This is a genomic window from Amycolatopsis sp. NPDC049688, assembly GCF_040674975.1.
Classification (GTDB): domain Bacteria; phylum Actinomycetota; class Actinomycetes; order Mycobacteriales; family Pseudonocardiaceae; genus Amycolatopsis.
The window spans coordinates 138,012-152,563 of sequence record NZ_JBFANY010000005.1 but is presented as its reverse complement, the minus strand read 5'-3'; the positions used below and the strand labels follow the sequence as shown (position 1 = coordinate 152,563).

Here is a 14,552-nt window from a genome sequence, read left to right as displayed (position 1 = left end):
ATGCCTCCCTGATCACGAGTGATGCCCCTCCGAGCACACGAGATGCCCGGCGCCGCACGCGAGACGTTCCGCGGCAGGCAGCGTCGGGCCCGGACGCGGCTCGTCCTCGCCGCCGGCCACGGGCGCCGACCTGTCCCGGCCGGTCGGGGTTTCACCCGATCGATGGGCAACGCCACGCGTTCACCGATCGATGGAGGAGGTGATCCCCGAGAAAGGAACCGCTGTGAACCGCCCGATCCGCCTCGCCATCGCCGTGCTGCTCGGCACCGGGCTCGCCGCGTGCGGGGCCACCACACCCGGCGGGCCGGCCTCGACCGGCACCTCCGCCACGACCGCCACGACCGGCGCCGGAACCACCGCGCCGCCGGTCACCGCCTCGCCGAAGCGGATCAAGGTCCCGGACGTCTCCGGCATGAACCACCAGGACGCCCAGAACGCCATGCAGCGCGCCGGGCTCTACAACCTGCGCGAGGTCGACGGCACCGGCCAGGGCCGCGCGCTGGTGATCGACCGCAACTGGGTCCAGACGGCGCAGGACCCGGCGCCCGGCACGGAGGTCGACGCCGACGCGGTGATCACCCTGACCGCGGTCAAGTACACCGACCGTTAGGCCTCCGGCGGGGTCGTGTACGCCTTCAGCGTGCGGTCGGCCGCCGCCCGGGCGGTGGCCGGGTCCGCGCCCGCCGCGACGTCGGCCTCGTACCACGCCTCGTTCGACGCCGTCATGAAGCGGACGCCCTCCGGAGACATCATCCAGGCCATCGCCGCCTGCGGGTCGACTGCCGTGCCCGGCGCGGACAGGTGCAGGACCAGGCCGACCAGGGCGCCGTCCCAGCCGATGCCGACCGCGCCCGGGCCGAACTCGTCCCAGCGGTCGTCGATGTGCGCCACGTGCTCCAGTTCGAACCGCGTGCCCGAACCCTCCGGCGTCAGCCGGACCTCGATCCAGCTGACGTTGCCGCCGAACTCCCACGTCGCCGCGAAGCTCTTCGGCGGGTCGCAGCGCTCGACCGTGCCGCCGGCGTTGCCCTCCAGCTGGTACTTCCCGCCGACCTTCAGCTCGCCGGACACCGGCAGGAACCAGCGCGGGATGCGCTCGGGGTTCGTCACCGCGTCCCACAGGTCGGCGAGGTCGGTGTCGTAGACCTGGCTGATCGTGAGGACGCGGGCCTCCTTCCCTTCGAGCACCCGGTCGCCGAGCGTCCGGCGGACGGCGCTGATCTGGTGGCTGACGTCGATCACGAATCTTCTCCTTCGGTGAGGCGTCGCGCGCGTTTGCCGCGGGCGATTTCGGTGGCCAGCGCGTCCAGCGGCGGGGTCCAGTACCGGCGGAACCGGTCGAGCCAGCCGTCGATGTCCCGCAGCGGCGCGTGGCCGACCGCGTACAGCCGCCGGGTCCCGTCCTGGCGGACGACGGCGAAGCCGTTCTCCCGCAACACCTTCAGGTGCTGGGAGACGGCCGGCTGCGAGATGCCGAACTCGGCCCGGATCACCTCGGTCACCGCGCCGGCGGCCCGTTCGCCGTCGGCCAGCAGCTCGAGGATCCGGCGGCGGACCGGGTCGCCGAGGACGTCGAACGCGTGCACCCGGATAAAATACAAGCAGCGGCTTATATAAGTCAACACTGAAACAGCTACTCCGATGTGAGGAACCCGGGTGCCGCCCCGATGAACATCAGTCGACATCGGTTCCGCTTCGCCGCGAGACCCGCGACGATCGGCCCGTGAAGTCGCCACGCGCGGTCCGCTTCGCCTTCCAGCCGCTGTACAGCCTCCACACGGGAGGCGTCGTGGCGCACGAAGCGCTGGCCAGGCCCGGCCACGGAACGGTCCCCGAACTCCTCACGCAGGCGCGCCGGGAAGGCCGGCTCGCCGAGGCCGACCTCGGGCTGGCGGTCGCCGCCGTCCGGCAGGACGCCGAAAACCCGACGTCGCTCCCCCTGCACCTCAACCTCTCCGCCCGCACCCTCGCCGCACCGCAGGCGATGTACGACGACCTCCTCGAAGAGCTCGGCGACGCGGGCCGCCGCACCCGCGACGTCGTCCTGGAGATCGGGCCGCCGTTCGCGCCGCTGCCCGCTGGCCGCGCGCTCGCCGGGATGCGGACGCTCACCGAGCTGGGCTTCCGGCTGGCGCTCGACGGCCTCGGCCGCGGCGACCTGCCGCTGGGCCTGCTCGTCGAAGCGCCGGTCGACCTGGTCAAGCTCGACCGCACGGTGCTGCGCGGCCTGCCGGACGACCCGGCCGCGGTCGCCGTCGTCGAGGCGCTGCTGCACTACACGAACCGCACCGGCACCCGGCTCGTCGCGACCGGGCTGGAGACCGACGCGCAGCTCGACGCGGTCCGCGACCTCGGCGTCCGGATCGCGCAGGGCAACCTGCTGGCCCCGCCGACGGCCGCCGGCCCGGCCCCGGCGCTGCTCACCCGGGCCCGCCGCGCCCACGGCCCGGGCGCGCCGGCGCCGTGCGTCGGCGACTTCCTCCGCCCGGCGACGACGTTGCCGGAGACGGCGACGTGCGACGAAGTCCGCGAAGTGCTCGCGGCGGCCGACGCGCCGAGCGGCGTGGTCGGGGTGGACGAGCTGAACCGGCCGCGCTGGTCGGTCGACCGGACGCGGTTCCTGGTGGCGGTCACCGGCCCGTACGGGCACGCGCTGCACGCGAAGCGCCCCGCGGCCCGGCTCGCGGACACGCCGCACACGATCGAGGCCCGCGCGGGCGCGATGGAGTTCCTCGAGCTGGTCACCGACGCCGACTGGGGCCGCACGGGCGACGACGTGGTCGTGGTCGACGAGCTCGGCCGCTGCCTGGGCGTGGTGCTGGTGACCGAGGTGGTCCGCGGCGTGGCGGAGGCGAAGGTCGAGGCGGCCGCGGCGCTGAACCCCCTGACGCGGCTGCCGGGCAGCGACACGGTCGCCCGCGACGTGGCCCGCCGGATCACGATCGGCGAGCCGTTCGTGGCCGCCTGGCTGGACATCGACAGCTTCAAGGAGGTCAACGACACGGCCGGCTTCGCGGCGGGCGACAACCTGATCCGCGAGCTGGGCGCGGCGCTGACGGACCTGGCGGGCGGCCTGCGGCGGATGCGGGTGAGCCACGTCGGCGGCGACGACTTCCTGGTCGTGTGCGACGTCGACGAGATCGCCACGGTGGCGGGCGCGCTGCTGGACCGCCACTGGACGGCGGAGGGCCTGCCGGTGACGGTGTCGCTGGCGACGCTGGTCTGCGCGAGCGGCGCGATCGGTTCCTACCAGGAGGTCTCGCGGCTGCTGGCACCGTTGAAGAAGCGCGCGAAGGCGGTGCCGGGGTCGAGCTGGGTGCTGAGCCGCCCGGGCTCGGACCGGGTGGAAGTGCTGCGCGGCATCGGAACCCGCGGTTTGCAGGCGGCGGCCGGCTGACGCTCACCCCCAGTCCAGCGTCAGCTGGGCCGGGATCGCCGCGGCCGCCCACTGCACGTACTCCTCGTGCGCCCAGCCGCACACCGTCGTCAGGTGGTCGTACGCCTCGTGGGACGTGATCAGCCCGATCGCGTCGGCGAGCCGTCCCGCGGAGCGGCCTTCCGGTGCCAATCCCGCCGCTTGCAGGCGCTTCCCGATCTCCGTCCGGCGGGCCACCGCCAGCTCGGCCCGGACCGCCGCCACCTCCGGGTCCGCCGCGGCCGCCGTCGTGAACGCGCGCCAGATCGGCAGGGACCGGCGCACGCCGGCGGCCACGTTCGCCACCACCGCCGGCAGGTCCGCCGGGCCGGCCGGGCCCGCCAGCGCGTCCAGGTTCACCGCGTCCGGGTCGCCCGCGAAGCCGTCCCGGAACGCGGCCAGCAGCAGCTGCGGCTTGCGGCCCGTCTGGGTCACCGTCTCCAGGCTCACCCCGGCCTCGGCGGCGATCTGCCGCATGCTCGTGCCCGCGTAGCCGCGCGAAGCGAACAACTCCCCCGCCGTCGCCACCACGTGGGCCCGCGTCCGGCGCGCGCGGGCTTCGCGCACCGGTGATGCGTAACGGCGTCGCGCGCCTTCGGGTACCGTCATCAATTGGATGGTACAACGTATCGCTCAAAGGGGGAGCCATGACCCGCGTGCTCGTCTGCGTCCAGCCCGCCCGGGGGCACGTCGGCCCGGTGAAACCGATCGCCGAAGCGCTGATCGCCGCCGGGCACGAAGTCCTCGTCGTCACCGGCGCGCGCTACCGGGAGACGTTCGAGAAGCTGGGCGCCACCGTCGAACTGCTGCCGCCGGAGGCCGACTTCGACGAGACCGACCTCGACGGCTCGGTCCCCGGCCGCGCCGGCAAGCGCGGCCTCGGCCTCGCCCGCTTCGAACTCGCGAACTTCGTCCGCGCGATGCCGCACCAGCTGAGCGTCATCGACGAGCAGCAGGCCGACGTCGTCCTGTGCGATCCGCTGATGATGGCCGGGCTCGCCCTGGTTCGCCGGGCGCACCGGCCACGGCTGCTCACGCTGGGGTTCCTGCCGTTCCTGCCGCCGGTGCCGACCGGCCCGCCCGGCCGGTTCCGGGGCCTGGCCCTCAGGGCGCTCGCGCCGCTGGTGACCGGACCGGCGCAGAAACTGGCCCACGACCTGCTCGGCGGCGACCCCGGCATGCTGTTCACGGACTGGCCACTGCACAGCGACGGGGTGCTGCAGATGACCTGCCCGGGCTTCGAGTACCCGCGCGCGGGCGCGCCGCTGCACTTCATCGGGCCGACGACGGTCAGCGCGGCGAGCGAGCACCCCCTGCCGCCGTGGTGGGCCGACCTGGACGGCGGACGTCCGGTGGTGCACGTCACCCAGGGGACGATCGCGAACGACGACCTCGGCCGGCTCGTCGAGCCCACCATCGACGCCCTGGCCGGCGAGGACGTCCTGGTCGTCGTGACGACCTGCGGCACGCCGCTGCGGCCCGGCCCGCTGCCGGAGAACGTCCGGGTGGCGGACTTCCTGCCCTACGACGAACTGCTCCCCCGCTGCGCCGCCATGGTCGGCAACGGCGGGTACGGCGGGGTCAACCACGCCCTCCGCTACGGCGTGCCACTGGTCGTGGTCGGGGCCAGCGAAGACAAGCGGGAGGTCGCCGCCCGGGTCGCCTGGTCCGGGGCCGGGATCGGCCGCGCCCGCGCCTCGGCCTCACCACGGACGCTGCGGCGGGCCATCCGGACGGTCCTCGACGACCCGCGCTACCGCACCCGCGCGCGCGAACTGGCCGCCGAGATCGCCGCCGGACCGACGATGGCCGAAGTGGTCGACCTCATCACCGATCCTGCCGCGGCTCGTCGTGAGTGAGAAACAGTGTTAGAACACTGTTTCTCACTCACGAGCCGTGGGCGGACAGGTAGCTTGCGAACCGCTCGTCGACCTCCTCGGGGGTCAACCCGAAGTCCGCCAGGCTGTAGCGGTGCACCGGTTTCCGGTCCCCGGTCCGGCTCGCCTCGTGCACCGCGGTCATGGCCGTCCGCGCTTCCGGCGTGAACTCCAGTCCGAAGTGGTCGTACACAGTGGACACCGTGCCGATCGGGTCCGCGACGAAGTCTTCGTACCGCACGTCGAAGAACTGCGCCGGATTGTGCCGCGCGCGAGCCCAGCCGAACTCGTCGGCTCCGCGGGCCCACAGTTCGAGCTGACCCCGCCCGATCACCTCGCCGCGGAACTTGTCCGACCAGCCGTCCGCCGCCTTTTCGGCCAGGCTGCACATCGATGCCATGATCGTGCGCGGCGACCGGTGCGTCTGGATCACCAGCGCGTCCGGGTAGTTCGCCATCAGCGCGTCCAGCGCGAAGAGGTGACTCGGGTTCTTGAGCACCCAGCGCTGGCCCGCGTCCGGCAGCCCGATCAGCTGCAGGTTGCGCTTGTGCCGGGCGTAGGCGTCCGTCCAGTCCTGTTTGGCCAGCCAGCGCGAATACCGCGGCAGGTGCGCGAGGCACTCGAACGACACCGACCGCATCGACTGGCGCAGCAGCTGCCAGCACTCCTCCACCTGGTCGGCGGACATGTGGTGCACGCCCATGAACTCCGGGTGCTCGACGTGGTGGCGTTCGTACCCGGCCTGGATGCCCTGGAAGATCGGGTTGTCCGCCCACGAGTCCCGCGGCGGCCGCGGCTGCGGGACCTCGGCGAGCCACACCTCCAGGCCCTGATGGGCGGGGTCCTCGGCGAGCAGCCGGTGCAGCGCGGTCGTGCCGGTGCGAGGCAGCCCGGTGACGAAGATCGGCCGCTCGATGCGGACGTCGGCGTACGCCGGGTTCTGCTTCCACGACGCTTCGCTCAGCAGCCGCGCCACCAGAGCGCCGCGCAGGAACGCCCGGTGCACCTTGTTGCCGTACGGGGTCAGTTCCGCGTCCGCCTCGTACGACTCCAGCAGCACGCGCAGGCCTTCGAGGTACTCGTCCGCACCGAAGTCGGCGAGCCCGGTGAGCTTCGACGCCGAGGCGTGCAGGTCCTCGACGGTGCCCACGTCTTCGCGGCCGGGGAGCATCGGTCCTCCTAGTGGTGGTACTCGCCGCCGTTGACGTCGAGGCACTGCCCGGTGATCGCGCGGGCCATCGGCGAGGCGAGGAACACCACGGCGTCGGCGATCTCGTCGGGCTCGGGCAGCTTCCGAAGGTCTATTGTGGACGCCGTTTCGGCGTAGACGTCCTCCGGCGTTATGCCGCGTTCCTTGGCCAGGTAGGCGAAGTACCACTGGAGGTTCGGCCCCCAGATGTACCCGGGCGCCACGGTGTTGACGCGCACGCCGTCCGGCCCCAGCTCGCTGGCGAGGCTCTGGGACAGCGACAGCAGCGCCGACTTCGCCATCTTGTAGGCCCCGAACGTCCGCCGCGAATGCCGCAGCACGGCCGAATTGATCATCACCAGCGAGCCCTTGCTCTCCTTGAGCGCGGGCAGGAACAGCCGGGTCAGCCGGAGCACGGAGATCGCCGCCGTCTCGAACCCCGCGCGGACCGCGTCGAGGTCCACAGTGGCCAGATCGGTCAGCGGCGGGACGGCGAAGGCGTTGTGCACCACCGCGTCCACCCGGCCGAACGCCTTGACCGCCTCGGTCACCAGGTTCGCCGCGGAGTCCGCGTCGTCGATGTCGGTGCGGACCGCTACCGCCCGGCGGCCGAGGTCGGTCACCTCCTTGGCCACCTCGCTGAGCCGCGACTCGGTGCGCGCGGCGAGCACGACGTCGGCGCCGGCCAGTGCGCTGCGCACGGCGATCGACCGGCCGAGCCCGGGCCCGATCCCCGAGACGACGACCACCTTGTCCTGCAGCAGGTTGTCCACGCTCACCCCAGCATCCGGGCGGCGACGGCGTCCTGCCGGGCCGCGATCCTGGCCGCCCACTGCTCCGGCGTCACACGCGCGTCGGCGTGGTAGGGCAGCCGGTCGGGCAGCTCGCCGATCTTGACCACTTCGACCACCGGGCCGTCGTCCGGGCCGAGGTCGCGCGCGAGCCGCTGCCAGCGGATCTGCACGTACCCGCGGTCGTGGCCGGTGAGCTCGAGCCAGTTCGCCAGGCCGGGATCCTGTTCGGCGAGCACGAACCGGATCCTGCCGTCGGGGTCGACGCGGGCCTGGTCGGCGGTGAGGCTCGTCTGGTGGTTGATGTAGTCGAGCGAGACGTACCAGAGGCTGCCGAGCTGGATGCCCTGGTAGGGGGCGTCCGCACAGCGCGGCACGGTGACGATCATCGCCTCTTCGGGGCCGAGCTCGTAGTGCCCGGCCGAGGAGAACTGGGTCGTCAGCCCGCCCGGCGTCGAACGCGGCTCGGTCATCGTGTTCACCGGCAGGTTGTCGTAGAACCACTTCGGGAAGGCCAGGAACGTCTTCAGCCGGCTCAGCAGGATCTTGCCGGTGACGCCGTAGCGCTTGGCCAGCGCGGACCGGTCCGGCACCGGCGGCGCCTGGCCCGCGGTGTCGACGCACCGGATGCGGATCTCGCCCCGCCGCTCGGTGGCCCAGTCGCTGTAGACCTCGCGGACGACGAGCATCGACGAGCCTTCGCCGAGGACGAAGTAGTTCGGCCCCGGGTTCTCGCGGGCCGGGCCGAAGCGCAGCTCGAACCGGCCGTCCGGGCCGATCTCGATCGCCCGGTCGTCGAACGCGGCGAGGCTGTCGGGCACCTCGACCGGCGAGTAGTCGCCGTTGAGGATCTGGAAGCTCAGGTCGGCGGTGGTGCCGCGGACCCCGGTGACCAGGTACTCGCGGTCGTCGCGGATGTTCGCGTTGAAGTACAGCGTGTCCGGGTTGTCCAGGCCCATCTTCGTGTACGGCCCGGTGGACGCGGTGAAGTACGGGAAGTCGCGCTGGTAGGCCCAGGCCATCTGCAGCGACGCCCGAATGCTGCCGGCGAGGTAGTCGTAGCCCTCGAGCAGCCCCTGCTCGGTCCGGGCGGGCGCGGCTTCCGCGATCAGCTTCTCGGCCTCGACGATGGCGTCGGCGAACGGCCGGGTCAACGAGAACTCGTTCTCGATCATGCCGGAACAGCCCAGCGGTTCGCCAGCAGCCGGTAGCCCGGGATCGCGTCCCAGGACTGCATCGACTCGTAGGTGCGGACGTACCCGATGTGCGACATCCGCCAGACGCCGTCGTGGTCGCGGCGGTAGGTGTCCTCGTAGAACGCGGCGCCTTCGATGATCACCTTGTGGTCGGGCACGATGACCTTGTCGGTGAACGACCACCGCCCGGTCGCGGTGTCGCCGTCGACGTCGATCTCCGGCTGCGCCGCGTGGTGCACGGTGATGATGCCGTTGCCGAGGCTCTGGGTCAGGAATTCGACGATGGCGTCACGGCCCTCGAACTGCTTCCCGCCACTCCCGACCGCGCGGGTCCCGTAGTCGGCCGTGGCGTCGACGGTGAAGGTGTCGGCCACCTCGTCCCACAGCTTCAGGTCCACCCCGCGCAGGTACCGGTACTTCACCCGCTTGATCTCTTCGAGCACGCCCAGGTCCATGCCCTACAGCGTCCCGCACGGCTTGACCAAAGACAAGAACATGTTCTACTTTTTTCCGGTGTCCGTGACCTCGTACGAGCTCTCGCACCTGGCCGCGCTCGAAGCGGAGGCCGTGCACGTCTTCCGCGAAGTCGCGGCGACCTTCGAGCGCCCGGTCCTGCTGTTCTCCGGCGGCAAGGACTCGGTGGTGATGCTGCACGCCGCCGCGAAGGCGTTCTGGCCCGCTCCCCTGCCGTTCCCGGTGCTGCACGTCGACACCGGGCACAACTTCGACGAGGTCATCCGGTTCCGCGACGAGACCGTCGCCACCCTCGGGCTGCGCCTGGAGGTCGCGCGCGTGCAGGACGACATCGACGCCGGCCGCGTCGTCGAGGAGACCGGGCCGCGGGCCAGCCGCAACCGGCTGCAGACGGTGACGCTGCTGCGGGCGATCCGCGAGGGCGGTTTCGACGCGGTCTTCGGCGGCGCCCGCCGCGACGAGGAGAAGGCCCGGGCCAAGGAGCGCGTGTTCAGCTTCCGCGACGAGCACGGCCAGTGGAACCCGCGGGCGCAGCGCCCGGAGCTGTGGAACCTCTACAACGGACGGCACCGCCGCGGCGAGCACATCCGCGTCTTCCCGCTGTCGAACTGGACCGAGCTGGACGTCTGGCAGTACATCCGGGACGAGCGGATCGCGCTGCCGCCGCTGTACTACGCGCACCAGCGCCCGGTGGTCCAGCGGGACGGCATGCTGCTCGCGGCCACCCGTTTCCTGTCCCTTGTGGACGGTGAAACGCCGTACGAGGCGACCGTGCGCTTCCGGACCATCGGCGACGCCACCTGCACCGGCTGCGTCGAGTCGTCGGCGACGACACCGTCCGAAGTGGTCGCCGAGGTGGCCGCCACGCGCGTCACCGAGCGTGGCGCCACGCGCGCCGACGACCGGATTTCCGAAGCCGGCATGGAAGACCGCAAGCGGGAAGGTTACTTCTGATGCAGCTGCTGCGGATCGCCACCGCCGGGAGTGTCGACGACGGCAAGTCCACCTTGATCGGGCGGCTGCTGTTCGACTCGAAGGCGATCTTCACCGACCAGCTCGCCGCCGTCGAACGCGCCAGCCGGGACCGTGGCGAGGACTACCCCGACCTCGCGCTGCTCACCGACGGCCTGCGCGCCGAGCGCGAACAGGGCATCACGATCGACGTCGCCCACCGGTACTTCGCCACGCCCAAGCGCAAGTTCATCATCGCGGACACCCCGGGGCACCTGCAGTACACGCGGAACATGGTGACCGGCGCGTCGACGGCCGACCTGGCGCTGATCCTCGTCGACGCGCGCAAGGGCGTCCTCGAACAGTCGCGGCGGCACGCGTTCCTCGCGTCACTGCTCGGGATCGGGCACCTCGTGGTGTGCGTGAACAAGATGGACCTCGTCGGGTGGTCGCAGGAGCGGTTCGACGAGATCCGCGAGGACTTCCGCCGGTTCGCGATGAAACTCGACGTCGCCGACCTGACGTTCGTGCCGGTTTCGGCGCTGCACGGCGACAACGTCGTCCACCGCAGCACCAGCATGCCGTGGTACGAAGGCACTTCGCTGCTGCACCAGCTGGAAGAGGTGCACGTCGCCTCCGACCGCAACCTCATCGACGCGCGGTTCCCGGTGCAGTACGTGATCCGCCGGTCCGACTTCCGCGGCTACGCGGGCACCATCGCCGGCGGGGTGTTCAAGCCGGGCGACGAGGTCGTGGCGCTGCCGTCGGGGTTCACGTCGAAGGTGCGCGCGGTCTGGGGTCCGGGCGGGCAGCCCTTGGCCGAGGCGTTCACCGGGCAGGCGGTGGCGGTCGAGCTGGCCGACGACCTCGACCTGGGCCGCGGGGCCATGCTGTGCCGCCCCGGCAACCGCGCCGAGTCGGCCCGCGAGGTCGACGCCCTGGTGTGCTGGTTCTCCGAGCGTTCCTCCCTGACTCCGGGAGCTTCGTACGTCGTCCGGCACACGACCTCCGAAACACGGGGCACGGTGGAGCGGCTGGAGTACCGCCTCGACGTCACCACCCTGCACCGCGACGAAACGGCGGAAGCGCTGTCCCTCAACGACATCGGCCGCATCCGGCTGCGGACCCGCACCGCGCTGCTGTTCGACCCCTACCGCCGCAACCGCGCGACCGGCGGCTTCCTGCTGGTCGACGAGCACACCGGCGACACGGTCGCGGCGGGCATGATCACCGGCGCGGTCGCGTCTCCCGTCGTCTGGCACACGGCGGCGGTCCGGCGCGAGGACCGCCCGACCCGCGGTGCGACGGTGTGGCTCACCGGGCTGTCGGCGTCGGGCAAGTCGTCGGTGGCGGTCGAGCTGGAACGCCGGCTGGTCGCGGCGGGCCGTCCGGCCTACCTGCTGGACGGCGACAACCTGCGGCACGGGCTCAATGCCGGGCTGGGGTTCAGCCCGGCGGACCGGGCGGAGAACGTCCGGCGGGTGGCGGAGGTGGCCCGCCTGTTCGCGGACGCGGGCGTGGTGGCGATCGCGTCCCTGATCAGCCCGTACGAAGCCGACCGCACCCGGGCGCGCGCGGTGCACGACGGGCTGCCGTTCGTGGAGGTGTTCGTCGACACGCCCCTGGAGGTGTGCGAAGCCCGCGACCCGAAGGGCATGTACGCGAAGGCACGCGCCGGGGAGATCACCGGCTTCACCGGCATCGACGCCCCCTACGAGCGTCCGTCGTCCCCCGACCTGGTGCTGCGCCCGGCCGACGGCGACCCGGCGGCGATGGCGGCGGCGATCCAGGCCCTGCTCGACGACCTCGGCTGAAATCCGCTTGCCCGGGCCGCCTAGGGTGGGCGGCATGACGTCGGTCAGGCAGGTCCAGATCACCTTCGACTGCGCGGATCCCGAGCGCGTCGCCCGGTTCTGGAGCGAGGTGCTGGGGTACGAGCTGCACGGCACCGCCTGCAGTGACCCGGCGGGGGTGGGCCCGCGGCTGTACTTCCAGCGCGTGCCCGAAGGCAAGGTCGTCAAGAACCGCGTGCACCTCGACGTCCGGGTCGGCACGGGCCTCGTCGGCGAAGAGCGGCTGGCCGCACTCGAAGCCGAGTGCGCCCGGCTGGAGAAACTCGGCGCGGTCCGCGGGCAGCTGCTGCTCGCGGACGAGGAAAACGAATCGTGCCAGAACATGCAGGACGTCGAGGGCAACGAATTCTGCCTCGACTGAAGCCGCCTCATTCGACCGGGACGTAATCGCCCCCTTTCTGGGCGGCGGCGAGGTCCGCGTGCGTCGACGCCTTGGTCAGGAAGCGGCCCCGGACAACGCGGATGCAGGCACCGTCCAGCGGGAAGACGAGCACGAATTTCGGTCCGTCGTTCCCGCGCAGAACGGCACCGGCTCGCAGGTGGCCGAGGAATTCGATGATGTCACGCTCGATTTCGCCGGCGAATTCGCGGTGCTCGTCCCGGGAGATGTCGTACAGGTCGGTGTCGATGTCGTAGGTGGCGCGCCGGCCGCTCTGCGGGTCCCGCGCCTCGAATTCGAGGCCGAGCCAGCGCCCCGGCTCGACGACCACGGTGGCCTGCCACGTCGACCCCGTCAGCTGCCACTTCGCGCAAGCGCCGGCCTCGGTGACGACCACCGTCCACGGGGTGGTCGCCTGCAGCTCGCGCAGGAACCCGAGCAGGCTCGCACCGGACACGCTTATCCGGCTTCCAGGACGAAGAACAGGAAGCTCGGGAACGTGTCGAGGATTTCGAAATCCCCGGGGAACAGCTCGCGCGCGGCCGGCACCGGGTGCGGCTCGCTGATCGCCGCGATCCGGAAGCCGGCCGCGGTGAAGGCGTCGGTCATCGCGTGCAGGGGTTTGTTCCAGAACGTCATGCGCGCGGGCCGGCCGTGCAGCTCGAACTCGTCCGTCCAGGTGTACTGCTCGAAGTAGTCCGGCCGCGGCCCTTCCTGGCGGTGCGTGATGTTCACCATCATCGGGTGGTTCACCGACGCGATGAGCCGGCCGCCGGGCTTCAGCACGCGCCGCAGCTCGGCCAGCGTCGGAGCCCAGTCCCGCAGGTAATGCAACACCAGGGACGCCACCACGTCGTCGAACTCCGCGTCGGCGAACGGCAGCGGGCCGGCCAGGTCCGCGACGCGCAGGTCCGCGCCGTCGCCGAGGCGCCGCCGGGCGAGCTCCACCATGCCGGAGCTCTGGTCGATGCCGCTGACGACGGCGCCCTTCTCCCGCAGCGCCGCGAACAGCGGTCCCGCGCCGCAGCCGGCGTCCAGGATCCGCCGTTCGGCCACGTCCCCGGCCAGCGCCAGGGTCGCGGGCCGTTCGTAGTAGGCGTTCATCAGGCTGGTTTCGTTCTCGGCCGTGTACGCCTCGGCGAAATCGTCGTATGCGGCAGTCATGCGGCCCATGATGCCCGAATCGGCCGGACGGCGTCACGAAGCCGGAATCGTGGAGTTCGGCGGCAATCTCCACATTGGACAGACCACCGGCCGTCAGCCGACCGGCAAAGGGTGGCCCCCGAACCGGAGGCCACCCCGAAACCGATCAGTAAGCGACCGCGCGGCTTTCGGCCCCGGCCACCAAACCGTTCACCCACAACGACTGCACCTTCGCCGCCTCGGCAGCCGACGGATTGGCGTTCTTGCAGGCCGTCCCAGGACCGTGGCCCGACATCAGCTCCGTGCACGGCCCGCTGTAGTGGTCCGGCAGGCCGAGGTTGTGCCCCAGCTCGTGCGCGGCGATGCGGGTCGGGTCATAGCCCTCCGCCACCTGGCTCGTGTCCAGGTAGATCTGGCCGCGGCCGTGGCCGTTCGTGTTCGTGTACGAGCCGCCGCTGTGGACCTCGTGGAACACGATCGTGGCGCTCGTGTTGCGCTTGACCAGCTTCACGTCGGTGACCGCGGCGTTCCAGTTGGCCGCGCCCTGGTCGATCTGCGCGAGATAGTCCGGCGCGCCCGAAGAGCTGTAGTACAGCGTCGTGACAGCCGCCGCCGAAGCGGCCGGGGCGGCGGCCAGCCCCAGGCCCAGCGGGGCCGCGACCGCCGTGGCCAGGGCCACCACCCGGCCGATCACGCGTCCGTTCATCGTGTCTCCTTCGTCCGGTTCAGGGAGCACTTCACCATGGTTCGCGCGATCAGGTTAGAAGCCCACCACCGTGGGGGCCACGGCCGAAAGTCGTTCCCTCGCGGGAGGGAGGCTTCGTCGTCTTCCGGCGGTCCGCGCGAGCGTCACGACCACCCCGGGCCCGGCCCCGCGGCGCCGGCGGCCCGGGCGGGAACGCGAGTTCGGTCACGCCGATCCATCGCCGCTCACCTGCACCGTCACCCCGCACGAGGCGCGTACATGATCACCGCGACCCCGGCCAGGCACAGCAGCGCGCCGAGCACGTCGTAGCGGTCCGGGCGGTAGCCGTCCGCGACCATCCCCCAGGCCAGCGAGCCCGCCACGAAGACGCCGCCGTACGCGGCGAGGATGCGGCCGAAGTGGGCATCCGGCTGGAGGGTCGCGACGAAGCCGTACACCCCCAGGGCCACGACGCCGCCGCCGATCCACAGCAGACCGCGGTGTTCGCGGACGCCCTGCCAGATCAGCCAGGCGCCGCCGATTTCGCAGACGGCCGCGGCCAGGAACAGGAGGATCGACCGCAGGACCACCCCGGGATA

17 protein-coding genes are annotated in these 14,552 nt (G+C 71.8%); 6 read left to right on the top strand and 11 right to left on the bottom strand.

The genetic code is table 11. The features are described 5' to 3' along the window. Positions 1-223 precede the first annotated feature (223 nt). Entirely contained in the window at positions 224-610 is a 387-nt protein-coding gene (locus tag AB0J55_RS19700; RefSeq protein WP_364249955.1) for a PASTA domain-containing protein, read from the top strand. Here the strand turns inward: AB0J55_RS19700 and AB0J55_RS19695 are convergent. Next, positions 607-1,242, bottom strand: a complete 636-nt coding sequence (locus tag AB0J55_RS19695; RefSeq protein WP_364249952.1) for an SRPBCC family protein — start codon at positions 1,240-1,242, stop codon at positions 607-609. The two genes, AB0J55_RS19700 and AB0J55_RS19695, sit on opposite strands and share 4 nt — an antisense overlap. Continuing rightward, positions 1,239-1,586: a metalloregulator ArsR/SmtB family transcription factor gene (locus tag AB0J55_RS19690; protein WP_364249949.1), complete on the bottom strand. Its 348-nt coding sequence runs from the start codon at positions 1,584-1,586 to the stop codon at positions 1,239-1,241. Before AB0J55_RS19690 ends, AB0J55_RS19695 begins: the two co-directional genes overlap by 4 nt. Positions 1,587-1,723: 137 nt before the next feature. Between AB0J55_RS19690 and AB0J55_RS19685 the strand changes: the two genes are divergently transcribed. Next, a complete protein-coding gene (locus tag AB0J55_RS19685) occupies positions 1,724-3,397 on the top strand; it encodes a GGDEF domain-containing protein (RefSeq protein ID WP_364249946.1) in 1,674 nt (557 codons plus the stop codon). Between the two features lie 3 nt (positions 3,398-3,400). Here the strand turns inward: AB0J55_RS19685 and AB0J55_RS19680 are convergent, their stop codons facing one another. Next, positions 3,401-4,024: a helix-turn-helix domain-containing protein gene (locus AB0J55_RS19680; protein WP_364249944.1), complete on the bottom strand. Its 624-nt coding sequence runs from the start codon at positions 4,022-4,024 to the stop codon at positions 3,401-3,403. A gap of 38 nt (positions 4,025-4,062) precedes the next feature. Here AB0J55_RS19680 and AB0J55_RS19675 point away from each other — a divergent pair, with 38 nt between their 5' ends. Continuing rightward, entirely contained in the window at positions 4,063-5,274 is a 1,212-nt protein-coding gene (locus AB0J55_RS19675; protein ID WP_364249941.1) for a nucleotide disphospho-sugar-binding domain-containing protein, read from the top strand. A gap of 28 nt (positions 5,275-5,302) precedes the next feature. Here the strand turns inward: AB0J55_RS19675 and AB0J55_RS19670 are convergent, their stop codons facing one another. Genes AB0J55_RS19670 through AB0J55_RS19655 form a run of 4 tightly spaced genes read right to left on the bottom strand, consistent with a single transcriptional unit; the run spans position 5,303 to position 8,923 of the window. After that, a complete protein-coding gene (locus tag AB0J55_RS19670) occupies positions 5,303-6,463 on the bottom strand; it encodes a sulfotransferase (RefSeq protein WP_364249938.1) in 1,161 nt (386 codons plus the stop codon). Between the two features lie 8 nt (positions 6,464-6,471). Next, positions 6,472-7,260 carry an SDR family oxidoreductase gene (locus tag AB0J55_RS19665; protein WP_364249935.1) on the bottom strand — a complete coding sequence of 263 codons (789 nt, stop codon included), beginning with the start codon at positions 7,258-7,260 and terminating at the stop codon, positions 6,472-6,474. Further along, a complete protein-coding gene (locus AB0J55_RS19660) occupies positions 7,257-8,447 on the bottom strand; it encodes a hypothetical protein (RefSeq protein WP_364249932.1) in 1,191 nt (396 codons plus the stop codon). The genes AB0J55_RS19665 and AB0J55_RS19660 overlap by 4 nt, the downstream gene beginning before the upstream one ends. Continuing rightward, positions 8,444-8,923: a nuclear transport factor 2 family protein gene (locus AB0J55_RS19655; protein ID WP_364249929.1), complete on the bottom strand. Its 480-nt coding sequence runs from the start codon at positions 8,921-8,923 to the stop codon at positions 8,444-8,446. Before AB0J55_RS19655 ends, AB0J55_RS19660 begins: the two co-directional genes overlap by 4 nt. Positions 8,924-8,963: 40 nt before the next feature. Here AB0J55_RS19655 and cysD point away from each other — a divergent pair, with 40 nt between their 5' ends. From cysD to AB0J55_RS19640, 3 genes are read left to right on the top strand one after another with little or no spacing between them, the layout of a single operon-like run. Then, positions 8,964-9,896: a sulfate adenylyltransferase subunit CysD gene (gene cysD, locus AB0J55_RS19650; RefSeq protein ID WP_364250782.1), complete on the top strand. Its 933-nt coding sequence runs from the start codon at positions 8,964-8,966 to the stop codon at positions 9,894-9,896. Next, the gene (cysC, locus tag AB0J55_RS19645; RefSeq protein ID WP_364249926.1) at positions 9,896-11,707 is read left to right on the top strand and encodes an adenylyl-sulfate kinase; all 1,812 of its coding nucleotides are present in this window, start codon (positions 9,896-9,898) and stop codon (positions 11,705-11,707) included. Before cysD ends, cysC begins: the two co-directional genes overlap by 1 nt. 34 nt (positions 11,708-11,741) lie before the next feature. After that, complete coding sequence (locus tag AB0J55_RS19640; RefSeq protein WP_364249923.1) at positions 11,742-12,107, top strand: VOC family protein; 366 nt, start codon at positions 11,742-11,744, stop codon at positions 12,105-12,107. 7 nt (positions 12,108-12,114) lie between these two features. On the opposite strand, the gene AB0J55_RS19635 is transcribed toward AB0J55_RS19640, so the two are convergent. The 4 genes from AB0J55_RS19635 to AB0J55_RS19620 all read right to left on the bottom strand — a co-directional run bounded on the left by AB0J55_RS19635 (position 12,115) and on the right by AB0J55_RS19620 (position 14,543). Then, positions 12,115-12,582 (bottom strand): hypothetical protein, encoded by a 468-nt coding sequence (locus AB0J55_RS19635; protein ID WP_364249920.1) that lies wholly within the window; start codon positions 12,580-12,582, stop codon positions 12,115-12,117. A gap of 2 nt (positions 12,583-12,584) precedes the next feature. Further along, positions 12,585-13,289, bottom strand: coding sequence for a class I SAM-dependent methyltransferase (locus AB0J55_RS19630; protein ID WP_364249917.1), 705 nt, complete (start codon positions 13,287-13,289; stop codon positions 12,585-12,587). Between the two features lie 145 nt (positions 13,290-13,434). Continuing rightward, complete coding sequence (locus AB0J55_RS19625) at positions 13,435-13,974, bottom strand: snapalysin family zinc-dependent metalloprotease (RefSeq protein WP_364249914.1); 540 nt, start codon at positions 13,972-13,974, stop codon at positions 13,435-13,437. Positions 13,975-14,210: 236 nt separating this feature from the next. Next, the gene (locus AB0J55_RS19620) at positions 14,211-14,543 is read right to left on the bottom strand and encodes a YnfA family protein (RefSeq protein ID WP_364249911.1); all 333 of its coding nucleotides are present in this window, start codon (positions 14,541-14,543) and stop codon (positions 14,211-14,213) included. Between the last annotated feature and the right edge of the window lie 9 nt (positions 14,544-14,552).

What these genes read in the sequence shown, in the direction of transcription:
- cysC (WP_364249926.1), top strand. Translation starts at nt 9,896, where the DNA reads ATGCAGCTGCTGCGGATCGCCACCGCCGGGAGTGTCGACGACGGCAAG.
- AB0J55_RS19640 (WP_364249923.1), top strand. Translation starts at nt 11,742, where the DNA reads ATGACGTCGGTCAGGCAGGTCCAGATCACCTTCGACTGCGCGGATCCC.
- AB0J55_RS19625 (WP_364249914.1), bottom strand. Translation starts at nt 13,974, where the DNA reads ATGAACGGACGCGTGATCGGCCGGGTGGTGGCCCTGGCCACGGCGGTC.
- AB0J55_RS19630 (WP_364249917.1), bottom strand. Translation starts at nt 13,289, where the DNA reads ATGACTGCCGCATACGACGATTTCGCCGAGGCGTACACGGCCGAGAAC.
- cysD (WP_364250782.1), top strand. Translation starts at nt 8,964, where the DNA reads ATGTTCTACTTTTTTCCGGTGTCCGTGACCTCGTACGAGCTCTCGCAC.
- AB0J55_RS19675 (WP_364249941.1), top strand. Translation starts at nt 4,063, where the DNA reads ATGACCCGCGTGCTCGTCTGCGTCCAGCCCGCCCGGGGGCACGTCGGC.
- AB0J55_RS19670 (WP_364249938.1), bottom strand. Translation starts at nt 6,463, where the DNA reads ATGCTCCCCGGCCGCGAAGACGTGGGCACCGTCGAGGACCTGCACGCC.
- AB0J55_RS19660 (WP_364249932.1), bottom strand. Translation starts at nt 8,447, where the DNA reads ATGATCGAGAACGAGTTCTCGTTGACCCGGCCGTTCGCCGACGCCATC.
- AB0J55_RS19655 (WP_364249929.1), bottom strand. Translation starts at nt 8,923, where the DNA reads ATGGACCTGGGCGTGCTCGAAGAGATCAAGCGGGTGAAGTACCGGTAC.
- AB0J55_RS19680 (WP_364249944.1), bottom strand. Translation starts at nt 4,024, where the DNA reads ATGACGGTACCCGAAGGCGCGCGACGCCGTTACGCATCACCGGTGCGC.